The sequence below is a fragment of the Motilimonas cestriensis genome (assembly GCF_021295315.1).
Taxonomy (GTDB): domain Bacteria; phylum Pseudomonadota; class Gammaproteobacteria; order Enterobacterales; family CBDFNC01; genus Motilimonas; species Motilimonas cestriensis.
In genome coordinates this window covers 11,586-29,577 of the sequence record NZ_JAIMJA010000015.1, presented here as the reverse complement: position 1 = coordinate 29,577, position 17,992 = coordinate 11,586, and the positions used below count along the sequence as shown (strand labels likewise).

General features: G+C 43.8%; 15 protein-coding genes. 8 read left to right on the top strand and 7 right to left on the bottom strand.

The window, feature by feature from the left end:
* Positions 1–1,089: a rhomboid family intramembrane serine protease gene (locus K6Y31_RS14525; protein ID WP_233053683.1), complete on the top strand. Its 1,089-nt coding sequence runs from the start codon at positions 1–3 to the stop codon at positions 1,087–1,089.
* 33 nt (positions 1,090–1,122) lie between these two features.
* On the opposite strand, the gene K6Y31_RS22340 is transcribed toward K6Y31_RS14525, so the two are convergent.
* Complete coding sequence (locus K6Y31_RS22340; protein WP_282560185.1) at positions 1,123–1,254, bottom strand: hypothetical protein; 132 nt, start codon at positions 1,252–1,254, stop codon at positions 1,123–1,125.
* 265 nt (positions 1,255–1,519) lie between these two features.
* Here K6Y31_RS22340 and K6Y31_RS14520 point away from each other — a divergent pair, with 265 nt between their 5' ends.
* Together K6Y31_RS14520 and K6Y31_RS14515 are read left to right on the top strand one after the other, a co-directional pair.
* Positions 1,520–3,355, top strand: coding sequence for a methyl-accepting chemotaxis protein (locus K6Y31_RS14520; protein ID WP_233053682.1), 1,836 nt, complete (start codon positions 1,520–1,522; stop codon positions 3,353–3,355).
* 105 nt (positions 3,356–3,460) lie between these two features.
* Entirely contained in the window at positions 3,461–5,296 is a 1,836-nt protein-coding gene (locus tag K6Y31_RS14515) for a methyl-accepting chemotaxis protein (RefSeq protein ID WP_233053681.1), read from the top strand.
* 4 nt (positions 5,297–5,300) lie between these two features.
* Here the strand turns inward: K6Y31_RS14515 and K6Y31_RS14510 are convergent, their stop codons facing one another.
* The 6 genes from K6Y31_RS14510 to K6Y31_RS14485 all read right to left on the bottom strand — a co-directional run bounded on the left by K6Y31_RS14510 (position 5,301) and on the right by K6Y31_RS14485 (position 11,866).
* Positions 5,301–6,263 (bottom strand): KpsF/GutQ family sugar-phosphate isomerase, encoded by a 963-nt coding sequence (locus tag K6Y31_RS14510; protein ID WP_233053680.1) that lies wholly within the window; start codon positions 6,261–6,263, stop codon positions 5,301–5,303.
* 77 nt (positions 6,264–6,340) lie between these two features.
* Positions 6,341–8,320, bottom strand: coding sequence for a transglutaminase TgpA family protein (locus tag K6Y31_RS14505; protein ID WP_233053679.1), 1,980 nt, complete (start codon positions 8,318–8,320; stop codon positions 6,341–6,343).
* Positions 8,320–9,285 (bottom strand): DUF58 domain-containing protein, encoded by a 966-nt coding sequence (locus K6Y31_RS14500; protein ID WP_233053678.1) that lies wholly within the window; start codon positions 9,283–9,285, stop codon positions 8,320–8,322. The genes K6Y31_RS14505 and K6Y31_RS14500 overlap by 1 nt, the downstream gene beginning before the upstream one ends.
* Positions 9,286–9,295: 10 nt before the next feature.
* Complete coding sequence (locus K6Y31_RS14495; protein ID WP_233053677.1) at positions 9,296–10,201, bottom strand: AAA family ATPase; 906 nt, start codon at positions 10,199–10,201, stop codon at positions 9,296–9,298.
* Between the two features lie 89 nt (positions 10,202–10,290).
* Complete coding sequence (rhtB, locus tag K6Y31_RS14490; RefSeq protein ID WP_233053676.1) at positions 10,291–10,914, bottom strand: homoserine/homoserine lactone efflux protein; 624 nt, start codon at positions 10,912–10,914, stop codon at positions 10,291–10,293.
* Positions 10,915–10,981: 67 nt separating this feature from the next.
* Positions 10,982–11,866, bottom strand: coding sequence for a DMT family transporter (locus K6Y31_RS14485; RefSeq protein WP_233053675.1), 885 nt, complete (start codon positions 11,864–11,866; stop codon positions 10,982–10,984).
* 136 nt (positions 11,867–12,002) lie between these two features.
* On the opposite strand from K6Y31_RS14485, the gene K6Y31_RS14480 reads away from it, so the two are divergent.
* The 5 genes from K6Y31_RS14480 to K6Y31_RS14460 all read left to right on the top strand — a co-directional run bounded on the left by K6Y31_RS14480 (position 12,003) and on the right by K6Y31_RS14460 (position 17,966).
* On the top strand, positions 12,003–13,007 hold the full coding sequence (locus tag K6Y31_RS14480; protein WP_233053674.1) for an alpha/beta fold hydrolase: 1,005 nt from the start codon (positions 12,003–12,005) through the stop codon (positions 13,005–13,007).
* A 191-nt stretch (positions 13,008–13,198) separates the two neighbouring features.
* Positions 13,199–14,731: a hypothetical protein gene (locus tag K6Y31_RS14475; protein WP_233053673.1), complete on the top strand. Its 1,533-nt coding sequence runs from the start codon at positions 13,199–13,201 to the stop codon at positions 14,729–14,731.
* A gap of 113 nt (positions 14,732–14,844) precedes the next feature.
* A complete protein-coding gene (locus tag K6Y31_RS14470) occupies positions 14,845–15,534 on the top strand; it encodes a flagellin (protein ID WP_233053672.1) in 690 nt (229 codons plus the stop codon).
* 74 nt (positions 15,535–15,608) lie between these two features.
* Positions 15,609–15,785 carry a hypothetical protein gene (locus K6Y31_RS14465; RefSeq protein ID WP_233053671.1) on the top strand — a complete coding sequence of 59 codons (177 nt, stop codon included), beginning with the start codon at positions 15,609–15,611 and terminating at the stop codon, positions 15,783–15,785.
* 516 nt (positions 15,786–16,301) lie between these two features.
* Entirely contained in the window at positions 16,302–17,966 is a 1,665-nt protein-coding gene (locus K6Y31_RS14460) for a carbohydrate-binding protein (protein WP_233053670.1), read from the top strand.
* The last annotated feature ends 26 nt before the right edge of the window (positions 17,967–17,992 follow it).

Sequence of the window (17,992 nt, the reverse complement as noted above, 5' to 3'; positions counted from 1 at the left end):
ATGCCTAATTCAACTTTTTACAAGCTGTGCCCATGCTGCGATAACCAGCCATTAAAGCAAACACAATATCAACATCAAGAGGTGGATGTTTGTACTGAGTGTGGGGGGTTATGGTTTGAAGGCGGTGAATTAGAGGCCTCTTACGCCGATCAACAACAGCAACATAGCTTGAAAGGTAATATTGGAGGTTATGTTGGCTGCAGTGACCGCTCATGCCCTGATTGCCAACACCCTTTAGAGACCTTCAAAATCATAGACAACTTTGATGTTGAGATTGATTTGTGTACCCAATGTAACGGCGTATGGATTGATAAAGATGAGATCAAAGAGGTAGAGCGCACACCTCGCTTAAGAAGCGCCATGATCGATTTGAATAAAACCAACAACTTTGCCAGTTATATTTTCCAGTTTATTACCCAAATGCCAGTAGAGTACAACATCAAACCGCGGCGTTTTCCCATTGTCACCGTATCTCTTATTGTGCTGAACTTTTTCATTTTTCTCGTTACTCTCTCAGGCGTAATTGACGAAGACATGCTTGCTCAGTCTTTAGTCATGGACCCGGTATACTTTGCTGATGCGCCGTGGACGCTTATCAGTTATCAATTTCTTCATGGTAGCTGGCTACACATCCTCGGCAATATGTACTTCCTCTATGTTATCGGTGACAACTTAGAAGACGCACTGGGTAAAACTACATACCTGCTACTGTATCTATTCTTCGGCATGGTCGGAGGGCTCGCTTATTATGCTATCCATTTAGGTGAAATGGCGCCAATGGTCGGTGCCAGTGGTGCAATTGCTGGCCTGTTTGGTGCTTATCTGATGCTGTTTAAAAAAGCCAAATTAAGCTTTATGTTTATCGTATATCAAGCGCGATTACCGGCTTGGGCTTATTTTTTAATTTGGCTTGGCATTAATGTTTATGGCTTTGTCGCCAGCTCAGAGGGCGTTGCTTGGTCTGCCCATATTGGCGGCTTTATCGCAGGTTTAATTGCAGGAAAAATTTATTATTCAAAAGTAATGCAGAATAATCCAGTTATAGCCTTTATAAATGACAACGAAATCAATTTAGTGGGTGATAAATAACCTATTAAAAACAGTAATTACCGCTAATTAGCCTTAGTTAACAAGTTTCACTAAAAAACCACCAGCAGCCTGTTTTTTAGCAGGCTGTTCTAATATATTCACGCCCTTAGTTTGCTCTAACAATACCAGAGCAAAGATATATACCCAATCAACTTGAAGATGCATGTTTCAGAGCGCCACCGTGTTTTCAATACTAGGCACGCTAATGCAGGAATGTAGGCACCTTTTAAATTAGCGTAACAACGTAGTGGAAACACGGTGGCGCTCCCAAAAGGCAAGTTTTACAGGCGTTTATGCCGCGTTATTGATTTTGATAAGGGGAATACCATTACCTGCAATCAATGCCTTGCCTAAACGCGTGTAAACCCTTGCTGAAATCAAGCATCTCCAGGTTGATTGAGTATGCCATGTAGTTAGAAGGTTTCGGCTTATGAATATCAAACAAAAAATGCTTTCCAATACACTCATCACCGGGTTAGGGCTATTAGCGTTACTGCTCCTATTGTTACAAGAATCTGCAATCTTAAAAGATTTAAGCCTTCGCGTTAGTCAAGCCGAACAATTAACCAGCCATATATTAAGTTTACGCAAACACGAAAAAGACTTTTTAGCGCGCCAAGATTTAACGTATCAGGATAAGTTTGATCAAGAAGTACATCAAACAATTAACAACTTAGAACAGCTACAAAGCTTCTATCAAAGCATCAACCAAAACAGCGCACAATTAGACCAGCTCAGCGAACAAGTAAAGCTATACCAACAAGACTTTGACCAACTTGTGATGCTCAATAAAACGTTAGGTCTTGACCACAAAAGCGGTCTTCATGGCAAATTAAGAGACTCCGCCCATGAGTTAGAAAAACACATTATCGAGCTGAATAATGACAAGCTGCTAGCTGCATATTTAATGATACGCCGCAGTGAAAAAGACTTTATCCAGCGCCATGATATGAAATATGCTGATGCACTTAATCAACAAGTACAAGCACTTAATTCCCAGCTAATGCCCGATGATGCAGCGGTATTAGCACGCTTTCAATCGCAATTTAATCAATACGTAACCACCTTGAATCAACTTGGCTTAGATCACAGTCAAGGATTATTAGGGCAAATGCGCCAAACCATCCAGCAAACTGAAGATGTACTGGTTGCGGTAGAGCTCAACTTAAATCAAATACTGACACAACGCGTTGATGAAATTACTCAACAAGCATTGCTGTTGTTCATCGCTATTATGGTGCTAGTGATTGGCATCAGTACTTATATCAGTCGATCCGTGCGTACCCCTATCGATAGCTTAGTTAACGTTATTAAAAAAATTCAACAAAGCAACAATTTAAGCCTAAGAGTGGAGCAATCTGGCAAAGATGAATTAAGCCAACTCGGCCAAAGCGTTAACCTGATGCTGAGTAATTTTCAAACTATTATTAAAGATGTCAACCTTGCCGTCAGCGAGCTGTCTGACTCTTCGGAGCAGCTATCAGTTAATGCCAATAACAATAAAGCCGAAATAAGTAAGCAGCTTGAAGAAACCGATCAAGTCGCTACAGCCGTTACCGAAATGGGCTCAACCATAGAAGAGATTGCCCAGAATACCGAAATGGCCGCACAAGTAGCAGAGCAAACCAATCACAATGCCTTACAGGGTATGCAAAGTGTTGAAGAAACAATAAATAAGATAGAGCAGTTATCCGCAGCGCTTAATAACTCTTCACAGGCGGTTTCAGTACTCGCAGAAGAAAGCCAGACCATCGACCAAGTGCTAGATGTAATTAAAAGCATCGCCGAACAAACGAACCTGCTCGCGCTTAACGCGGCAATTGAAGCAGCAAGAGCAGGAGAGCAAGGACGTGGCTTTGCCGTTGTCGCAGATGAAGTACGCAGTTTAGCCATGCGCACCCACAATTCAACCCTTGAAATAAGTCAGATTATTGATTCATTGCAACAACGCACGCAAAGTATTGTCGATCTGATCAACTCTTGTCATCAACAAGGTAAAGACAGTGCCGAGCAAGCGAAACAAGCCGGCGAATTACTGACTCAAATAACCAAAGATGTCAGCCACATTTCAGATATGAGTATCCAAGTAGCCGCCGCGATTGAAGAGCAAAGCTTAGTATCAGCAGAAGTTAATCGGAATATCATCAATATTAAAGACAGTGCCGAGCACAATAGCGCCTCAGCTCTCAGCAGCGTTCACGCCAGTGATAAAGTGCTGGAGCAAGCAACCGTGTTACACAACGCGGTGAAGCAATTCAATTTGTGACAAAACGGTTAATTAAGTATCAAAGTAATTTTACCATCTTGATTCTTTCCCCTTTTAAAAACACGGCTACAATTGTAACAGGCCTAACAACGCAATGGGATTTGCATGTTAATTAAACATAAATTCATCGCCAATAGCATAGTGATCACGATTGGTTTACTTTTGCTATTCTCCTTGTTGATTATTAAAACCAGCGAGCTAGAAAAACTTTCCGACACGGCTTTAGTCGCCGAATCGATTAAAACCGACATGTTAATGTTACGCCGCCACGAAAAAGACTTCTTATCGCGCAATGACCTTAAGTACCAACAAAAATTTAATGATGACTTTACAAAAACCAGCAAAAACTTAGCCGCTATGCGCACGTTCTATCAAGAAAACAACTTGCCCAGCGCCGAGATCAACACCACCATAGATGCCATGGAACAATATCAGGTGTTGTTTAACCAACTTGTTACCTTACAAGTGAGTGCAGGTTTAGACCATGAATCAGGCTTAAATGGCGCCCTTCGCGACAGTGCCCATGCCGCCGAGCAGTTTTATAAGAACGTCAGTGATTTTGAGTCTCTAGCCAACTACCTAATGCTAAGACGCTTTGAAAAAGATTTCATGTTACGCCTCGACCTAAAATACCTAGATCGCTTTAACAAGCTAATCGCGACTATGATTGAGGCCAATCAGGGGGAAGCGAAGCAAAGCCTGATCGACTATCACGCAAGGTTTAATGATTATGTTAAGCAAGAGCAGGCAATAGGTCTTAATGCTAACGAGGGATTGCTAGGTGAGTTAAGAGCAACCATCCACCAAACGGAAGATGCCCTCGATACAGTAGAAAAACAAATCAATAGTATAATCACTAAATCCATTGCCGCGACCAAAAATCAAGCCATATTAATTTTTGCCGTAATTATTCTCGCCATTATTGCCTTTAGCATCATACTTTCGCGCAGCATACTGGCCCCCCTAACCCGTCTATCAGACACCATGAGCGACATCAACCACAACAAAGATTTAAGCAAAAGAGCGCATATTATAGGCAGTGATGAAATAGCCAATGTCGGGAAAAATTTCGATGAAATGCTCGCCACTTTTCAGGACCTAATTCAAGATGTTAACCACGCCGTGGATACTTTATCCAGTGCCGCTGAAGAGCTTTCCCTCAATGCATCAGAAACTCGCCAAGGCATAGCCAACCAACTACATGAAACAGACATGGTTGCTACTGCGGTTACCGAAATGGGTAGCACCATTGACGATATAGCAAGGAATACAGAAGCCGCAGCTCATCGCGCCGGCGATACGAATAATAATGCTATTAAGGGACGCCAAAGTGTGGGCCAAACCATAGAGAAAATAAACAACTTGGCAAACAGCCTCACTCTTTCATCAAAAGCAGTAGAGGAGCTAGAACAAGAGAGTCAAACTATCGGCCAAGTATTAGAAGTAATACGCGGCATTGCCGAACAAACCAACCTACTGGCATTGAATGCGGCAATTGAAGCGGCACGCGCCGGAGAGCAAGGGCGCGGCTTTGCGGTAGTGGCAGATGAAGTGCGCAGCTTAGCGCAACGTACTCAAAATTCGACTCAAGAAATCAGTAATATCATTTCTTCATTGCAAGGCAAAACAAGCAGCATTGTCGACCTGATTAAAAACTGTCATGGTCAAGGCCAAGAAAGTACCGAACAAGCAGAATTAGCGGGTGAGTTACTCGAGCAAATTACGCGCGACGTAACTAACATTTCTGACACAAGCACACAAATTGCCGCTGCAATCGAGGAGCAAAGTACCGTTGCTGCTGAGGTCAACCGCAATATTGTCAATATTCGTGATATTGCAGAAACCTCGAATCAAGCTGCATCGCACACCTCACAAGCCAGTGAGGAAATACTTAATCAAGCGAACGTACTCACTCAGTCAGTTCGCCGATTTAAACTTTAAGCGCTTATTGACTCCACTCCAAAATGCCCGACACACGTTGTTGGGCATTGGTGACCACCAACCATTTAATGTGTTTTTCGCGCATTAACTCTTCCGCCTCTGCCAACATACATGTCTCATCAACGGTTCTTGGCGAGCGCGTCATCATATCTTGAGCAACACCCGATGTTACTTGATGCCCGGCCAATAAGTAACGACGCACATCACCATCTGTAATCACCCCTAATAGGGCATCATCTTGCATCACTAAAGCCAGTCCAGTGCGCGTTTGCGTCATCACCATTAACGCATCAGTAATCGGCGTGTCGGCACCAACCGTTGGCAGTTGTTCGCTGCGCATTACGTCTTTCACTCGAGTCAGTAAACGCCGTCCCAAACTACCACCGGGATGATACTTAGCAAAGTCCATCGGGCTAAATTGGGTTTCCAACGCTAAGGTTGCGGCTAATGCATCACCGATTGCTAATGCGACCGTCGTTGACGTAGTGGGCGCTAAATTATTCGGACAGGCTTCTTTTTCAATACTGGCGTCTAATACCAAATCCGCATTCTTGGCTAAGCTAGATTCTAAACCACCAGTAATAGCAATGATCTTATTACCGAAGTGCTTCAATGAAGGGATTATTTTTAATACCTCATCAGTCTCACCGCTATATGATAGCAGCAGCAACACATCACCAGGCTGCACCATGCCTAAGTCACCATGAAAGGCTTCACCAGGATGCATAAAAAAAGCCGGTTTGCCTAAAGAGGCAAAACTAGCGGCAATTTTCTTGCCTATCAAGCCAGATTTACCCATACCACAAACAACAATTCGCCCTTGGCAGTGTTTGACTAAGCGAATAGCCTCAATATAACGCTGATCAGCAGTGTCAGCCAGCCGTCTCAGCGCATCAGATTCAACTTGAAAAACTTCTCGAACGGCATGCATTAACGCATCATTAGACAAATATAACGGTTCAGACATTGGCTTGGCCTATTGCAACAAATGTGCTGCATTCTACTGAAAATGGCGGATTTAGTACAAAACAAATCCGCGATACACTACTTTCCATGGCGACGAAGCTGCTTTAGCAGCAAAGATAATTTCAGGTAATCTTTTTCATTCTGACTATTAGCTTGTTCGGCATACTTTACTCGATTGTAAACCCGTGAAAAGTTAATCACATAAGCTTCACTTGCTGGCACAACCAAGGCCATACGATGACAAAAATCTGTCACCGTCTCGCCCGGTAAACGCTCCAAACCTTGCTTTTGAAATATTTGGTGAAGCATCAAAAACAGCTTGTCTTCACGGGCTAAAATAGGCCGTTGCCATGGTTTTAAACTCCACAGTATCATCAAGACAATAATGGAGATAAAAAAGCCAACAAACAGCCAAATTTGCCCAAAAAAATCAACGTCGCCAAACCAACGGTTGATCAGATCAAACTGCTTTTGATTATCATAATTAAGTACCCAAACTGCCCACACATAATCAAATTTCGCCATGGTCAAATAAAGCTGGTTAACTAATGCATTGTTTCTAAACTTCATCAAACTTAAATCGCCCGCTAAAAATTCATCAGGCAGTGCTGATTCAAGGCCTCGTTCAACTCGATCGGGTGCCACAAAAGCAGTGGGATCAAAACGCTGCCATTGGCCATCCAGGTAAACTTCCGCCCAAGCATGAGCGTCATATTGGCGCACGGTCAAAAAGCCACCGTCTTCGTCCCACTCCCCGCCTTGGTAACCTGTTACCATTCGTGCAGGTAACTCAAGTAAACGCATGATGTAAACAAAACTACTGGCATAGTGCACGCAAAATCCCGCTTGCGAGCCAAATAGAAAACCATCAATTTGCTCTTGTCCTAATGGCGGTGGCCGTAAGGTGTAACGGAAGTTTTCACCGGCATAACGTTGTAAAACTCGGCTTATTTGCTGTTGTGGCGAAAGGTTCTCTTGTTTTAACTGCGCAGCCCAAGCCCGCGTTTGCTCATTACCCGATTCTGGTAATAGCAAATTTTGCTGCCGCATGGTCAGATCTAAATAACGTATTGGCGTATCGGGAAAATAGCTAAAACGCAGCATGCTGCGTTGCGTAATCGGAATTTCATTGCGTAAGGTATAATTAAATAGCAGGTTAGCGCGATTATTTTGGCCATTACTCACCGCTAGGCTAGGTAACCAAGTTTGAAAACTCGGCTCAAGGATCAGTTCATAAGATTGCGCCGCGCCTGCGACTTCAACATTAAAACGACTGCCTCTCTCTGCCAATCGCACCGCACTTTTTATCGACTCACTTTGCGACCATTGGCCCTGCACATACTGATCCATGGTCATCACCCGCCAATAACGCTCATTGGCAGGTGGTACGCCTTGCGCAAAGCTAGCGCGAAAAGCAAGAGCACTAGAGCGACTTAACTCAGCAATATCGCCCGGGTTTACCGTTTCAGAAAGCCCAGTAGTGGCTTGATTTTGTAATGGCAATTTCCACATCGGCGGTAAACGCGGCAGTAGCACAAACAGCATTAGCGCCAAGGGTAAACTAATCAATACCAGCTTAGTTAAATAACGGGTTTGCGCTTTGGCCGTGAGGTGCTCTGCATACAAACTGAGTGCTAACCCTAAATGCAAAACAGAGAGCAACACACCCCATAGCGCCATCATTACAGATGTTTCAAAAACAAAGAATACCGCTATTAGCACCATGCCTGTACAAACAAAGACATTAATATCCCGCCGTGCGCTCAACTCCAAAAACTTCAAGGTGTAGCCCAACACAATCAAATGCATCATGGCACTAAACAAGCCTTGGCTGAACACCACGCTCATCAACACACCCGCACCAAGTAAGGCAGCAACGCGATTAACCATCACCGATGGCGCGGCTAAACGGCCAAAATAAATCCCCACGCGCCAACCAATACAGGCCACCGCCAAGACAAAAACCAGCCAATGAATTTGGCTTGATAACGATAAAGTCGTGGCCAAATAACAAAGTAAAATTAGCAGCAGGTGATGCCGCTTAAAAAACAACTCCATTACACCACCGCCCTATTGATGCCATAAGTCGCTAATGCAGCGAGACAAGTCAGGCGCTGCTGCGCCCCCTGTGCCGGTGCTATCTCCTGAGTCCCCAAGCGCAGGCCATATAGTGCATTTTGTTCGTCCAAAGTTAAAACCTGAGCGGTAAGTTGGCCGAGTTTAGTTTCTAAATCGCGCCCGGTTTGGGCATTAAGGTTTAGCCAAACCGCACTGCCCTGGGCTTGTTCAAACGCTTTACTGTGCCAGCCTCGGCCTTGGGCTAACTGCTTCCAAGCGACCGACTTTAACGACTCCCCGATTTGATAGGTTTTTAACCCGGCAAACTCATCAAATCCAGCTTGAGTGCGACTGCGACCTAAATCTGTTTGCTTATCCGCGCCATCACTGTCTAGCACGACCGCGCTTTCAATGGGCTTGGGATAAACCAAGCCTTGCCAATTCAGATCAACATGAGTCCACACACGAAACAGTCCGAGGGGAAACACACTAGAAATCGTCAACCGTCCTGGATTAAAGTAACCGCGACGTAACGCCTGACGATAAATCAACACCTGCTGGTCTTTAATCAGTGCATCTAGTCCGTCACCATCTTGTTGAAAAGCGAAAATAAACTGCCCTTGCTCTGGGCGGTGTTCAATCTTTAATGGAAAGGCGATGTATTGCTCAGCAAACTGTGGCTCTGGGCTGGCAGCATTGAGGGTTAATCCCGACATATTCTTGTGACTGGCTAACAAACAACTAACAAAAATGCTCGACAGTAAAAAAGACAAGAACAATATCAGGTTATTCTGATAGTTAGTGCCCAATAAAAACAGCGTAAAACACGTCACTAAATACGCAGCACCAAACCAAGTCGGCAAAATAAATAGATTATTTCGAGTCAGGGTGATCTTACCGTTAGGCGGTATATTTTTTTTTAACCACTTATCAAAGCGCTGTTTAAACCACTTGCGAATTGTCAATTAAATCACCTTAAGCCAGTGGATCAACGGCATGCAATAAGGTTTCACTCAACGCCGCACCGCTACTTTGCGCGCCGCCAAGCACACCTAAGCGATGGTCAGTTACCGCTGGAAACACCGCTTGTACATCATCAGGTAACACATAATCACGCCCTGCCACCCACGCCTTGGCTTTCGCGGCTTGCAACAAGGTTTTGCTGCAACGTGGCGATAATGGATTAGGGTAAGTAGCGTTATAGCGACTCTCTGCCACTAAGCGTAACAAATAATTAAGTACTGACGCACTGGCAGAAACCTCTCGCACCTGTGCTTGCATCGATATGAGCTCTGCAGTATCGATTACCTGTGATACTTGATTAAACTGCTTTCCTTGCAGCATCGCTAACTCAGCTTCCATGTTAGGAAAGCCCAATTCAATACGCATCATAAAGCGATCTAGTTGCGACTCGGGTAAAGGAAAGGTGCCAGCTTGATCAAGTGGGTTTTGCGTCGCAATGACAAAAAATGGCTTCGGTAATGAGTATGTCTCACTGTCGATGCTGATTTGATGCTCCGCCATCGCTTCTAGTAAAGCACTTTGGGTTTTCGGGCTAGCACGGTTTATTTCATCGGCAAGTAATACTTGGTTAAAGATAGGGCCTTTATGGAAATGGAACGCTTGCTTTTGCGGATCAAAAATTGACACCCCCAAAATATCCGCCGGCAGCATGTCACTGGTAAATTGCACCCGGTGATAACTTAGCCCTAAGGTCGTCGCCAAGCCTTGAGCCAAGGTCGTTTTACCCATGCCGGGTAAGTCTTCTATTAATAAGTGCCCACCCGCAAGGAGACAAACCAACGCCAACTCAACTTGCGCTTCTTTGCCTAAAATCACTTGATTAAGCTGGGCTAAAATGGGGGAAACATTCTTTCTCATTGCATTCATTCCTAAAAATAGAACAGAAACGATAGCAACAAACACAAAAAAGGGAAGCCTTGGCTTCCCGCTTCAATTGATAAAAAACACTATTTGTGACTTGCCACCGCTAAAAGCGAACCTGCCCCAATAAACATGCCACCAAAAATCCGATTCTGTAAGCGCATATGTCGCTCACTACGGATAAAAAAGGCAAGGCGCGTTGCTAACAAGGCATAACCAACCATTACCACCATATCCACCAGCACTGAGGTGGTGCCAAGAATCAAAAACTGTGGCGCTTGTGCCGCATTAGGATCGATAAATTGCGGCAATAGCGCCACTAAAAATACGATGCTTTTCGGATTAGTCACATTCACCAATAAAGCATGACTAAATAATTTAGATAACGGCATTGGCTTAGTGCTCACTTGCGCCACGTCCATCGCACCTTGCTCTCTAAATTTCATGACGCCTAAATAAATTAAGTAACCCACACCAACCCACTTAATAATATTAAACGCCAGCGCTGATTGCGCAACTAACGCCCCTAGCCCTATGGCCACCAATACGAACAATAAAATAAGCCCAACCTGCAAGCCAACAATCGACACCAATGCGCGCTTAAAGCCATAATTCATACCGTTAGACATGGTATTCACCGCACCGGCGCCGGGCGAAACACTCAAAATAATGCCTGCAATTAAATAGGCCAACCATACTTCTAATGTCATTTATTGCTCTCTTTTTTATCGAAGCTAACTGATTTGTAATACGGCCAATAAGCCCAACCAATTAAATTTAACTACGCGCCTTGCTCTTCAAGGACAACAAGATCCCAGAGCCAATCGCTAGCGCACCGATTAACTGAAACCACGCCAGTTGTTCACCTATAAACAACACAGCAAGGGCACTACCAAATACCGGCATTAAGTGGATAAATTGCCCAGCGGTACTTGCACCGATCAATTTTACGCCTTGATTCCAACAAAAGTAAGCCACTAATGACGCAAAAATAGCGGTATACCCTATTGCCACGCCATTTTCCAAACTAAAATGCCAATTTGCTTCGGATGTTAAGTTGAACCAATACAAAGGGCTAAGCACAGCACTGCCCACGGTAATACTAAAGCCTAAAAAAGCGACCGCCGACAGCTCTGCCGGTTTCACCTTTAAGCCAATAGAATAAATCGCCCATAGTAACGTCGCCAAAAGCACCCAAAGATCGCCAGTATTCACCGTTAGGTTAAGCAAACGGCTTAGCTCGCCATGGCACACTAAAAAGATCACCCCCATTAAAGAGATCAACACACCTAAACCTTGCTTAAGCTGAATCTTCATTCCCAGTAATAGCGAACATAGAATAATTAAAATCGGGATCATGGAGTTAATTAACAAGCCATTAGTCGCCGTCGTGGTTTGCAGGCCTAAATAAACACAAGTATTAAACCCCGCAACGCCCACCGTCGACAGTAAAAATAAAGGCCAAAAGTGGGCTTTAAAAATAGCCCGCTGCTGCCAAATGGGCTTAATGGCAAAAGGCAGTATCAGGCACATTGCCAGGGTCCAGCGCCAATAAGCCAGTGCAATGGGGGGAATGTCACTGGAGACATAGCGCGCAAACACGAAATTGCCCGACCAAAACAGGGCTGACAATGCAGGTAAAAAGTAAGCTGACTGTGGCAAAAAGAACCCCTAACTTAGATTTTATGATTGGTACAACTTCAAGATGCTTATTTAACATATTGAGGTGGCTTGGGAATAAACTAAAACTGACGTAAACTTATCACCTATAAGTCATGATTACAGCTGAAGAATTACCTTGGCCTTTAACAATAAATACAGCCTCACCTTAGAATCGGAGCTCCCTGACAAATATGCCAGTCATATTGGCCCATTTTGGCAAAAATATAGTCATGCTAATGAGTTTATCGGCGTTGATGGCGTTATTATTCGTTATGTACAAGTGGTTAAACCTGAGCATCAGCAAGCCATTATCATCGCGCCGGGTCGGATTGAAAGCTATTTAAAGTATCAGGAACTTAGCTATGATTTATCACAGCTTGGTTTTGATATTTACATTATCGACCATCGTGGCCAAGGACTATCGGGACGCATGACCCCCAATAGCGAACAAGGCCATGTGTTACAGTTTTCCGATTACGTTACCGACTTTGCCTATTGGGTTGACCAAGAGCTCGACTTAACACGCTATAGCAACAGTTTTCTCATCGCACATTCAATGGGCTGCGCTATCAGTGCTTTGTATTTAATGGATCATCACCAACGCTTCGATAAAGCGGCTTTCTGTAGCCCTATGTTTGACATTAACTTAGGCCCCTTTAGCCCCAAAATGGCGCTATCAATCACTAATGCCGCGATAAAATCCAATACCATGATGCGTCGACCAGCCCAGTTTGCGCCCGGTCAAGGGGGTTACCACCCGGTGCCTTTCGAGGAAAACGACCTAACGCAAAGCCCTGCTCGCTATCATTACTTCCGGCAAATATACCAAGCCCACCCAGAAATACGTTTAGGCGGCGTTACCCATCAGTGGCTTAATCAGGCTATTTTATCGACGGGATATATCATTGAAAATGCCGATAAAATAATCACTCCTCTGCTCGTACTGCAAGCCTCGGATGACAAGGTCGTCAATCCCCAAGGACAAAACCAGTTTTGTGCCAACTTATTAAAAGCCGGTCGCCCTTGCGTTGATGAAGAGCCCATTATTATCGGTCATGCAAAACATGAACTCTTAATTGAAAGAGACAAATATCGCGTGCCATCAGTTAACTGGGTATTGGATTTTTTCTTACTCAACTGAACGCTGCTAAAACGGAACTTGGCTTACATCAGCCATTTAGCAGCAACTAATATCGCGTTATATACAGCAAAATTTTCAGTCTTTGCTCTAGCGCACAAAAATGGCGCAAATTATGAAATTAGCCTGAGCATGACTTTGCTACAATCTACACATTATACTAACAACAAATGGATTGGCTAAAGGGACCCACAATGAAAGCTATCTCATTGATCAGTTTGATCTCTCTACCTATGCTTTGGTCATGTGCGCAGACGCCAAAGTCAACACCTCCGGCTCCCGTCACCGTTGAAACGGCGATGCCTGAACGCGTCCCTTTCAGCCAAGTATTGGAAACCAATTTCAGAGGCCAACTTGCTTTAGGTGAAGGAGAGGCATGGTTTACCCCTTGCGGTTTTAAAGATTCTTTTCCACTCACCTACGGCGAAGAACTAAAGATGATCTATAACAAGATCTCACCGAAAGCCTTTGAGCCCACTTATATAGAATTTGCCGGAGAAATCGTCCCTTCTGCAAACCAAACCGATGCTTCGATTAGAGTTGATCGTGTTCACCACATGGCGCTGAGTAAAACATCTCCCCAATGCACGAAAGCGGTGACAGGATTTCATTTTAAAGCTCAAGGTGATGCGCCCTATTGGAATGCATTAGTCGCAGGACAAAGTTTAACCTTTACCACTCAATCGAGTAGTCAAAAGTACGATATCAATCTCTCTAAGTTTGAAACCACGCAGCGTAATAACATCACCGCAGTAGGTAAAAATGGCTTTTTATTACAGCTCAATATAAACCCTGGCCACTGTTACAGTAACAATGGTCGCGTATATTGGGGCTACCAAGCGAAAGCCACTGCCGCATGGGACAAGTACCAGGGATGCGCCGAGCCAGCTTGGCCTGAAGTAGATGAAACCATCATTGGTAACTACATGGGCAACAAATTACATTACGGACAAACCATTTTAGACTTAGCGCTAAATGATGACTATTCCGCAACTCTTATCACCCAAACTCAGCAAGGAAAAAAAACCGAATCGGGCTTTTGGAAATCAAATAACCCGGCCGAAGTGTCTTTATTTTTAACCCAGTCGTCAGGCAAACCCATCGCCAAAGAAATTATCTTTAGCCGTGATGGTTTAGCATTAATCGCCAACCAAACCAATAACTCTGGCACGGTGACTTACTATCAAAATAATGCTTTTCAACTAGATAAGATGTCTGGTGGCCAAACCTTAGCATTAATGCCACAAGCGCAACCTAAGCAACGCCAGTTTAACGCAGCCAACATCAACCCAACGGGGCTAGATAGCTCAGTGCAACAAGCAGTAGCAGAATACTTCCGTTATCATCGTACCAATCCGGGTAACACTAAGTTCAGCTCTGTTAAGTACGACTTAAATGGTGATGGTATCGATGATGCCATCGTGCAGCTTAATTGGTGCAGTAAACAGGGATGTGTTCTATTAGTATTTCAAGGAACGGCTAAAGGCTATCAATTCCTGAGTCGAACCGAAAATGTTGCATCGCCCATCGTAGTTGGTAAAACAGCGCAATATGATTGGTTAACCCTATACAGCCAAGTATCAGGCAGCTGGCGCAGTTTATATTACAATGGTGTCAGCTATCCAGGTAATACCAAAGGGCTAGCCAGTAGCAATGTTGATAACAGCACAGGCGTGGTACTGTTTTCATCTGGAAAACCACACGCTTGGCATCGTATTCCTCGTTAGTCTTTGAATCAATTCCCCTTCCTGCTACAACTGTGGCAGGAAGCAATTTTCTTCAGCAATCTCCGCAAAAAACGATTATAATTTAAGCATAATAGTGTTTTCTTGGGGGCGATATGCAAATAGGTTCAACGTCATCATTTCAATCTTCTAATCTCATTTCACAACAAAAGAAAAAGGAAGAAGAAGAAAATGAAAAACTCGCCAGCGGTAAACGAATAAATTCAGCCGCAGATGATGCTGCCGGCTTTTCTATTGGTCAGCGGCTTACCTCGCAAATTAATCAGTCCGCCCAGCTCAATGCTAATGAAACTTACAACCAATCTCTCGCCAGTACCGAAAGCAGTGGCTTACAAAACTCATCTGCTTCTGTACAAAGGATCAACGAGCTGGTTGTTGCCAGTGGTAATGGTATTAACGGTGCAAATGAGCTAGGTGCCATTCAGTCTGAAATAAATGAACTTGTGAGTGGAATAGATAATGCGAGTAGCCTTGGCTTAGACACTATCAATGTCACTACACAAAGCGTTGATGCAAATTTAGCAACAGGGCAAGCTGCGCAAGAACAGTTGTTATCATCACAAAGTGACTTAGGCGCACAAATCAATGCATCTGATTCTTACCAACGACAACTCAGCAGTGCATTTGAGAATCAGAGTGCGGCACGTTCGCGCATAGAAGACGCTGATTACGCACAAGTAAGCTCAGATCAAAGTAAGGCTGAAACGCTACTAGAGGCGAGCGTGAGGGCGCAGAAAGAAAAAGAAGAGAATGAGAAAAATGCAGTAACTAACTTACTGGGTTAGCAGGCACTTACTTATGGTTTAGCCAAATTTCTGCTGCGTCATAAACACTCAACTCTAACCGATAGACACTATAAATGGGCTCACTTTGGGCCCGTTTTTATATCACTTTGTTTAATGGCAATGAATTAACTCACCACTGCGGTAGAGTGAACGATGCTTACTTAATGCTACAACTGCTATTACTTAATCAAAGCCGTGACATCATCATACACCACACTACGATGCGCCTAGCTTGGAAAAATAACCAATGATCCCCCCCCCCGAGAGCACAACTTCACGAATCGCTTATCAACACTCCCATTACCAATGCAGATAAATACAGCCTGTAATCGGTAATCCACCTCTGCCAATAGCTATATAAGCAACAAATAAAAATAAATTTATTAACACAAACCAAGCAAATGATTAATTTTTTACAAACATTTGCTTTACATATTAATAGTGGCTTACCATCGTCAGCAAGGTAAGGTCGTTCACCGTTATAAACCCCAAACGCTTAGTGGCATAACTTTGATCTTCTTCAATGGTGCACAGCTTGCTACACCCAAAGGTAGCGAGCGAGACGATACGGCTTGGTGTTGCAAATCATCGCTACACCATCCTAACAGCAGATCTAGTAGGTGAATCACACTCCCAAACATTTTATTCGTTAATGAGGAGAGCTTTACTTCGTTAAATTCAGCTAAAAATGATATGGAACCATAGTTCCTAAAAGCCTGTAGAAAATGGGTTTATTCACAATAAAATAACAATCAAGGATGATAAATATGAGTATAAAAATGGCAATGGCTGCCAGTGTATTATCACTGTCAGTATCAGCTGCTTTCGCCAGTGTTCCGTTAAAAGAAAATAGTTATGATGATTTTCATTTCAATGGTCAATTAACCATACCCTATGGTGATTTTTCCTCGACAATTAAATACGTGGAATCATTGAACCTTGGCATAACACAAGCACCATCAAGCTATATTCCTGGCCCGTGGGATCCCCAGTTTCCCAATGAAGCGGACTCTGGCCTTTCGGATTTTGAGGCCTCTCTCACCGCAGCTTATCTCGACAATGTAAACAGTCTGGAGTTAGCGCGTTATTTATCAATGTATCATTTGTCAATCTACCTTAAACAACAGGGTTTGACTGTTGAGGCAGTGAAACGAAATATATTAGCTCAATATTATCTATCTCGTGTGATTGAATTATCCGATCAGAAAGTGCTCTGGGCAGAAAAAGCGCGTTCAATCATCGCAGAGAAATTACACCACCTAATAATTGAGTCTGGTGATATTACAACCGAATCATCACCCTCTCACGATGACTTCATCAACAGCTTTAACTACGTCGAATCAAATCGCTATCAAGCCATTGATGCTCTCTTTGCTGACTTTATCGAATCACCCAATAATGCAATGACGGTAGCTTATTTAACCGCGGCAAATATTTGGATTGGCGGCGAAGCCAATTATGATGATCCTGTGATTCTTCAAGGCTTTGTTTTTAGTAGTTACTTTGCAAGTCTATCGCTGTTAATGGCTGAAGACTTAGAGCAGCGTTGGGAAATAGATCCAGACAATAATGAGCGACTACGGTTGGCTTCCATTTTAGGCGGCTGGTCAATTCCTGCACGGCGCTGGATAGCGAAATTACATGGTGATGAACAAGCCATTGCGACCCTCGATGAAGAACACGATCTATGGTTGGAGCATAATGCCGCTTTCCACAGCCTTAGTGTTGGCTTGATGTTCTTTGATGAGCCGGAACATTTATTAGAGGGCTGGCAAGCTTGGTTCTCGGGTTTCACTCATTGCCAAGAAGTGGCAGGCTTGCGCTCTTGCCCTGATCGGCCCAGAATATCTTTCAACCAAATAGGGTTTACTTTAGGGGCTGTTGATTACCTCATTAAACTAGGTGACTTTGATACTGCCAATATGTTTCTTGCTTGGAAGTATGCCCCTTTCTTAAGTTACGACTTTTGGGATTTGGGGCAGGAAGCTTGGGACTACCGAATGAGCAATATGAATGAAATGTCTGAGCTTTATTCCAACGCAAACCCAGATGATGACCCAGTAAACTTCTTATCGAAAGAGCATAAATGGGGACCTGACACGATTACTTGCCAAGCTTGCCATCAAGCACAGTCTAGACACTGGACAGAGCAAGAAAAAGATAATGTTCTGCCACCCCATGAAAGTGTCGCATCGCTAGGGAATTGGCCAGAAATGACCACAAGTTGGCTTTCATCATCATCGGATGCATCAGGAAACTGTGCCGGGGCAGCTGTTTGGGATGTTGAGAAGGTATATAAACGTGGCGATATTGTTATCTCACAAGCGGGGAAATACCGCGCAAAATGGTGGACACAAGCCTCAGATCCAATAAAGTCAGGCGCTTGGGGTGATTGGGAGTTCATCGCATTTTGTTCTTCGGGCGTCTATTAAGAGGTCGTAAAGTGAATCAGTAATAC

Bases quoted from the DNA above. Each gene is read 5' to 3' on its own strand.
- K6Y31_RS22340 (WP_282560185.1), bottom strand. From the start codon at position 1,254: ATGCATCTTCAAGTTGATTGGGTATATATCTTTGCTCTGGTATTGTTA.
- K6Y31_RS14515 (WP_233053681.1), top strand. From the start codon at position 3,461: ATGTTAATTAAACATAAATTCATCGCCAATAGCATAGTGATCACGATT.
- K6Y31_RS14510 (WP_233053680.1), bottom strand. From the start codon at position 6,263: ATGTCTGAACCGTTATATTTGTCTAATGATGCGTTAATGCATGCCGTT.
- rhtB (WP_233053676.1), bottom strand. From the start codon at position 10,914: ATGACATTAGAAGTATGGTTGGCCTATTTAATTGCAGGCATTATTTTG.
- K6Y31_RS14465 (WP_233053671.1), top strand. From the start codon at position 15,609: ATGGGCTCACTTTGGGCCCGTTTTTATATCACTTTGTTTAATGGCAAT.
- K6Y31_RS14520 (WP_233053682.1), top strand. From the start codon at position 1,520: ATGAATATCAAACAAAAAATGCTTTCCAATACACTCATCACCGGGTTA.
- K6Y31_RS14495 (WP_233053677.1), bottom strand. From the start codon at position 10,201: ATGAGAAAGAATGTTTCCCCCATTTTAGCCCAGCTTAATCAAGTGATT.
- K6Y31_RS14460 (WP_233053670.1), top strand. From the start codon at position 16,302: ATGAGTATAAAAATGGCAATGGCTGCCAGTGTATTATCACTGTCAGTA.
- K6Y31_RS14470 (WP_233053672.1), top strand. From the start codon at position 14,845: ATGCAAATAGGTTCAACGTCATCATTTCAATCTTCTAATCTCATTTCA.
- K6Y31_RS14475 (WP_233053673.1), top strand. From the start codon at position 13,199: ATGAAAGCTATCTCATTGATCAGTTTGATCTCTCTACCTATGCTTTGG.
- K6Y31_RS14505 (WP_233053679.1), bottom strand. From the start codon at position 8,320: ATGGAGTTGTTTTTTAAGCGGCATCACCTGCTGCTAATTTTACTTTGT.
- K6Y31_RS14525 (WP_233053683.1), top strand. From the start codon at position 1: ATGCCTAATTCAACTTTTTACAAGCTGTGCCCATGCTGCGATAACCAG.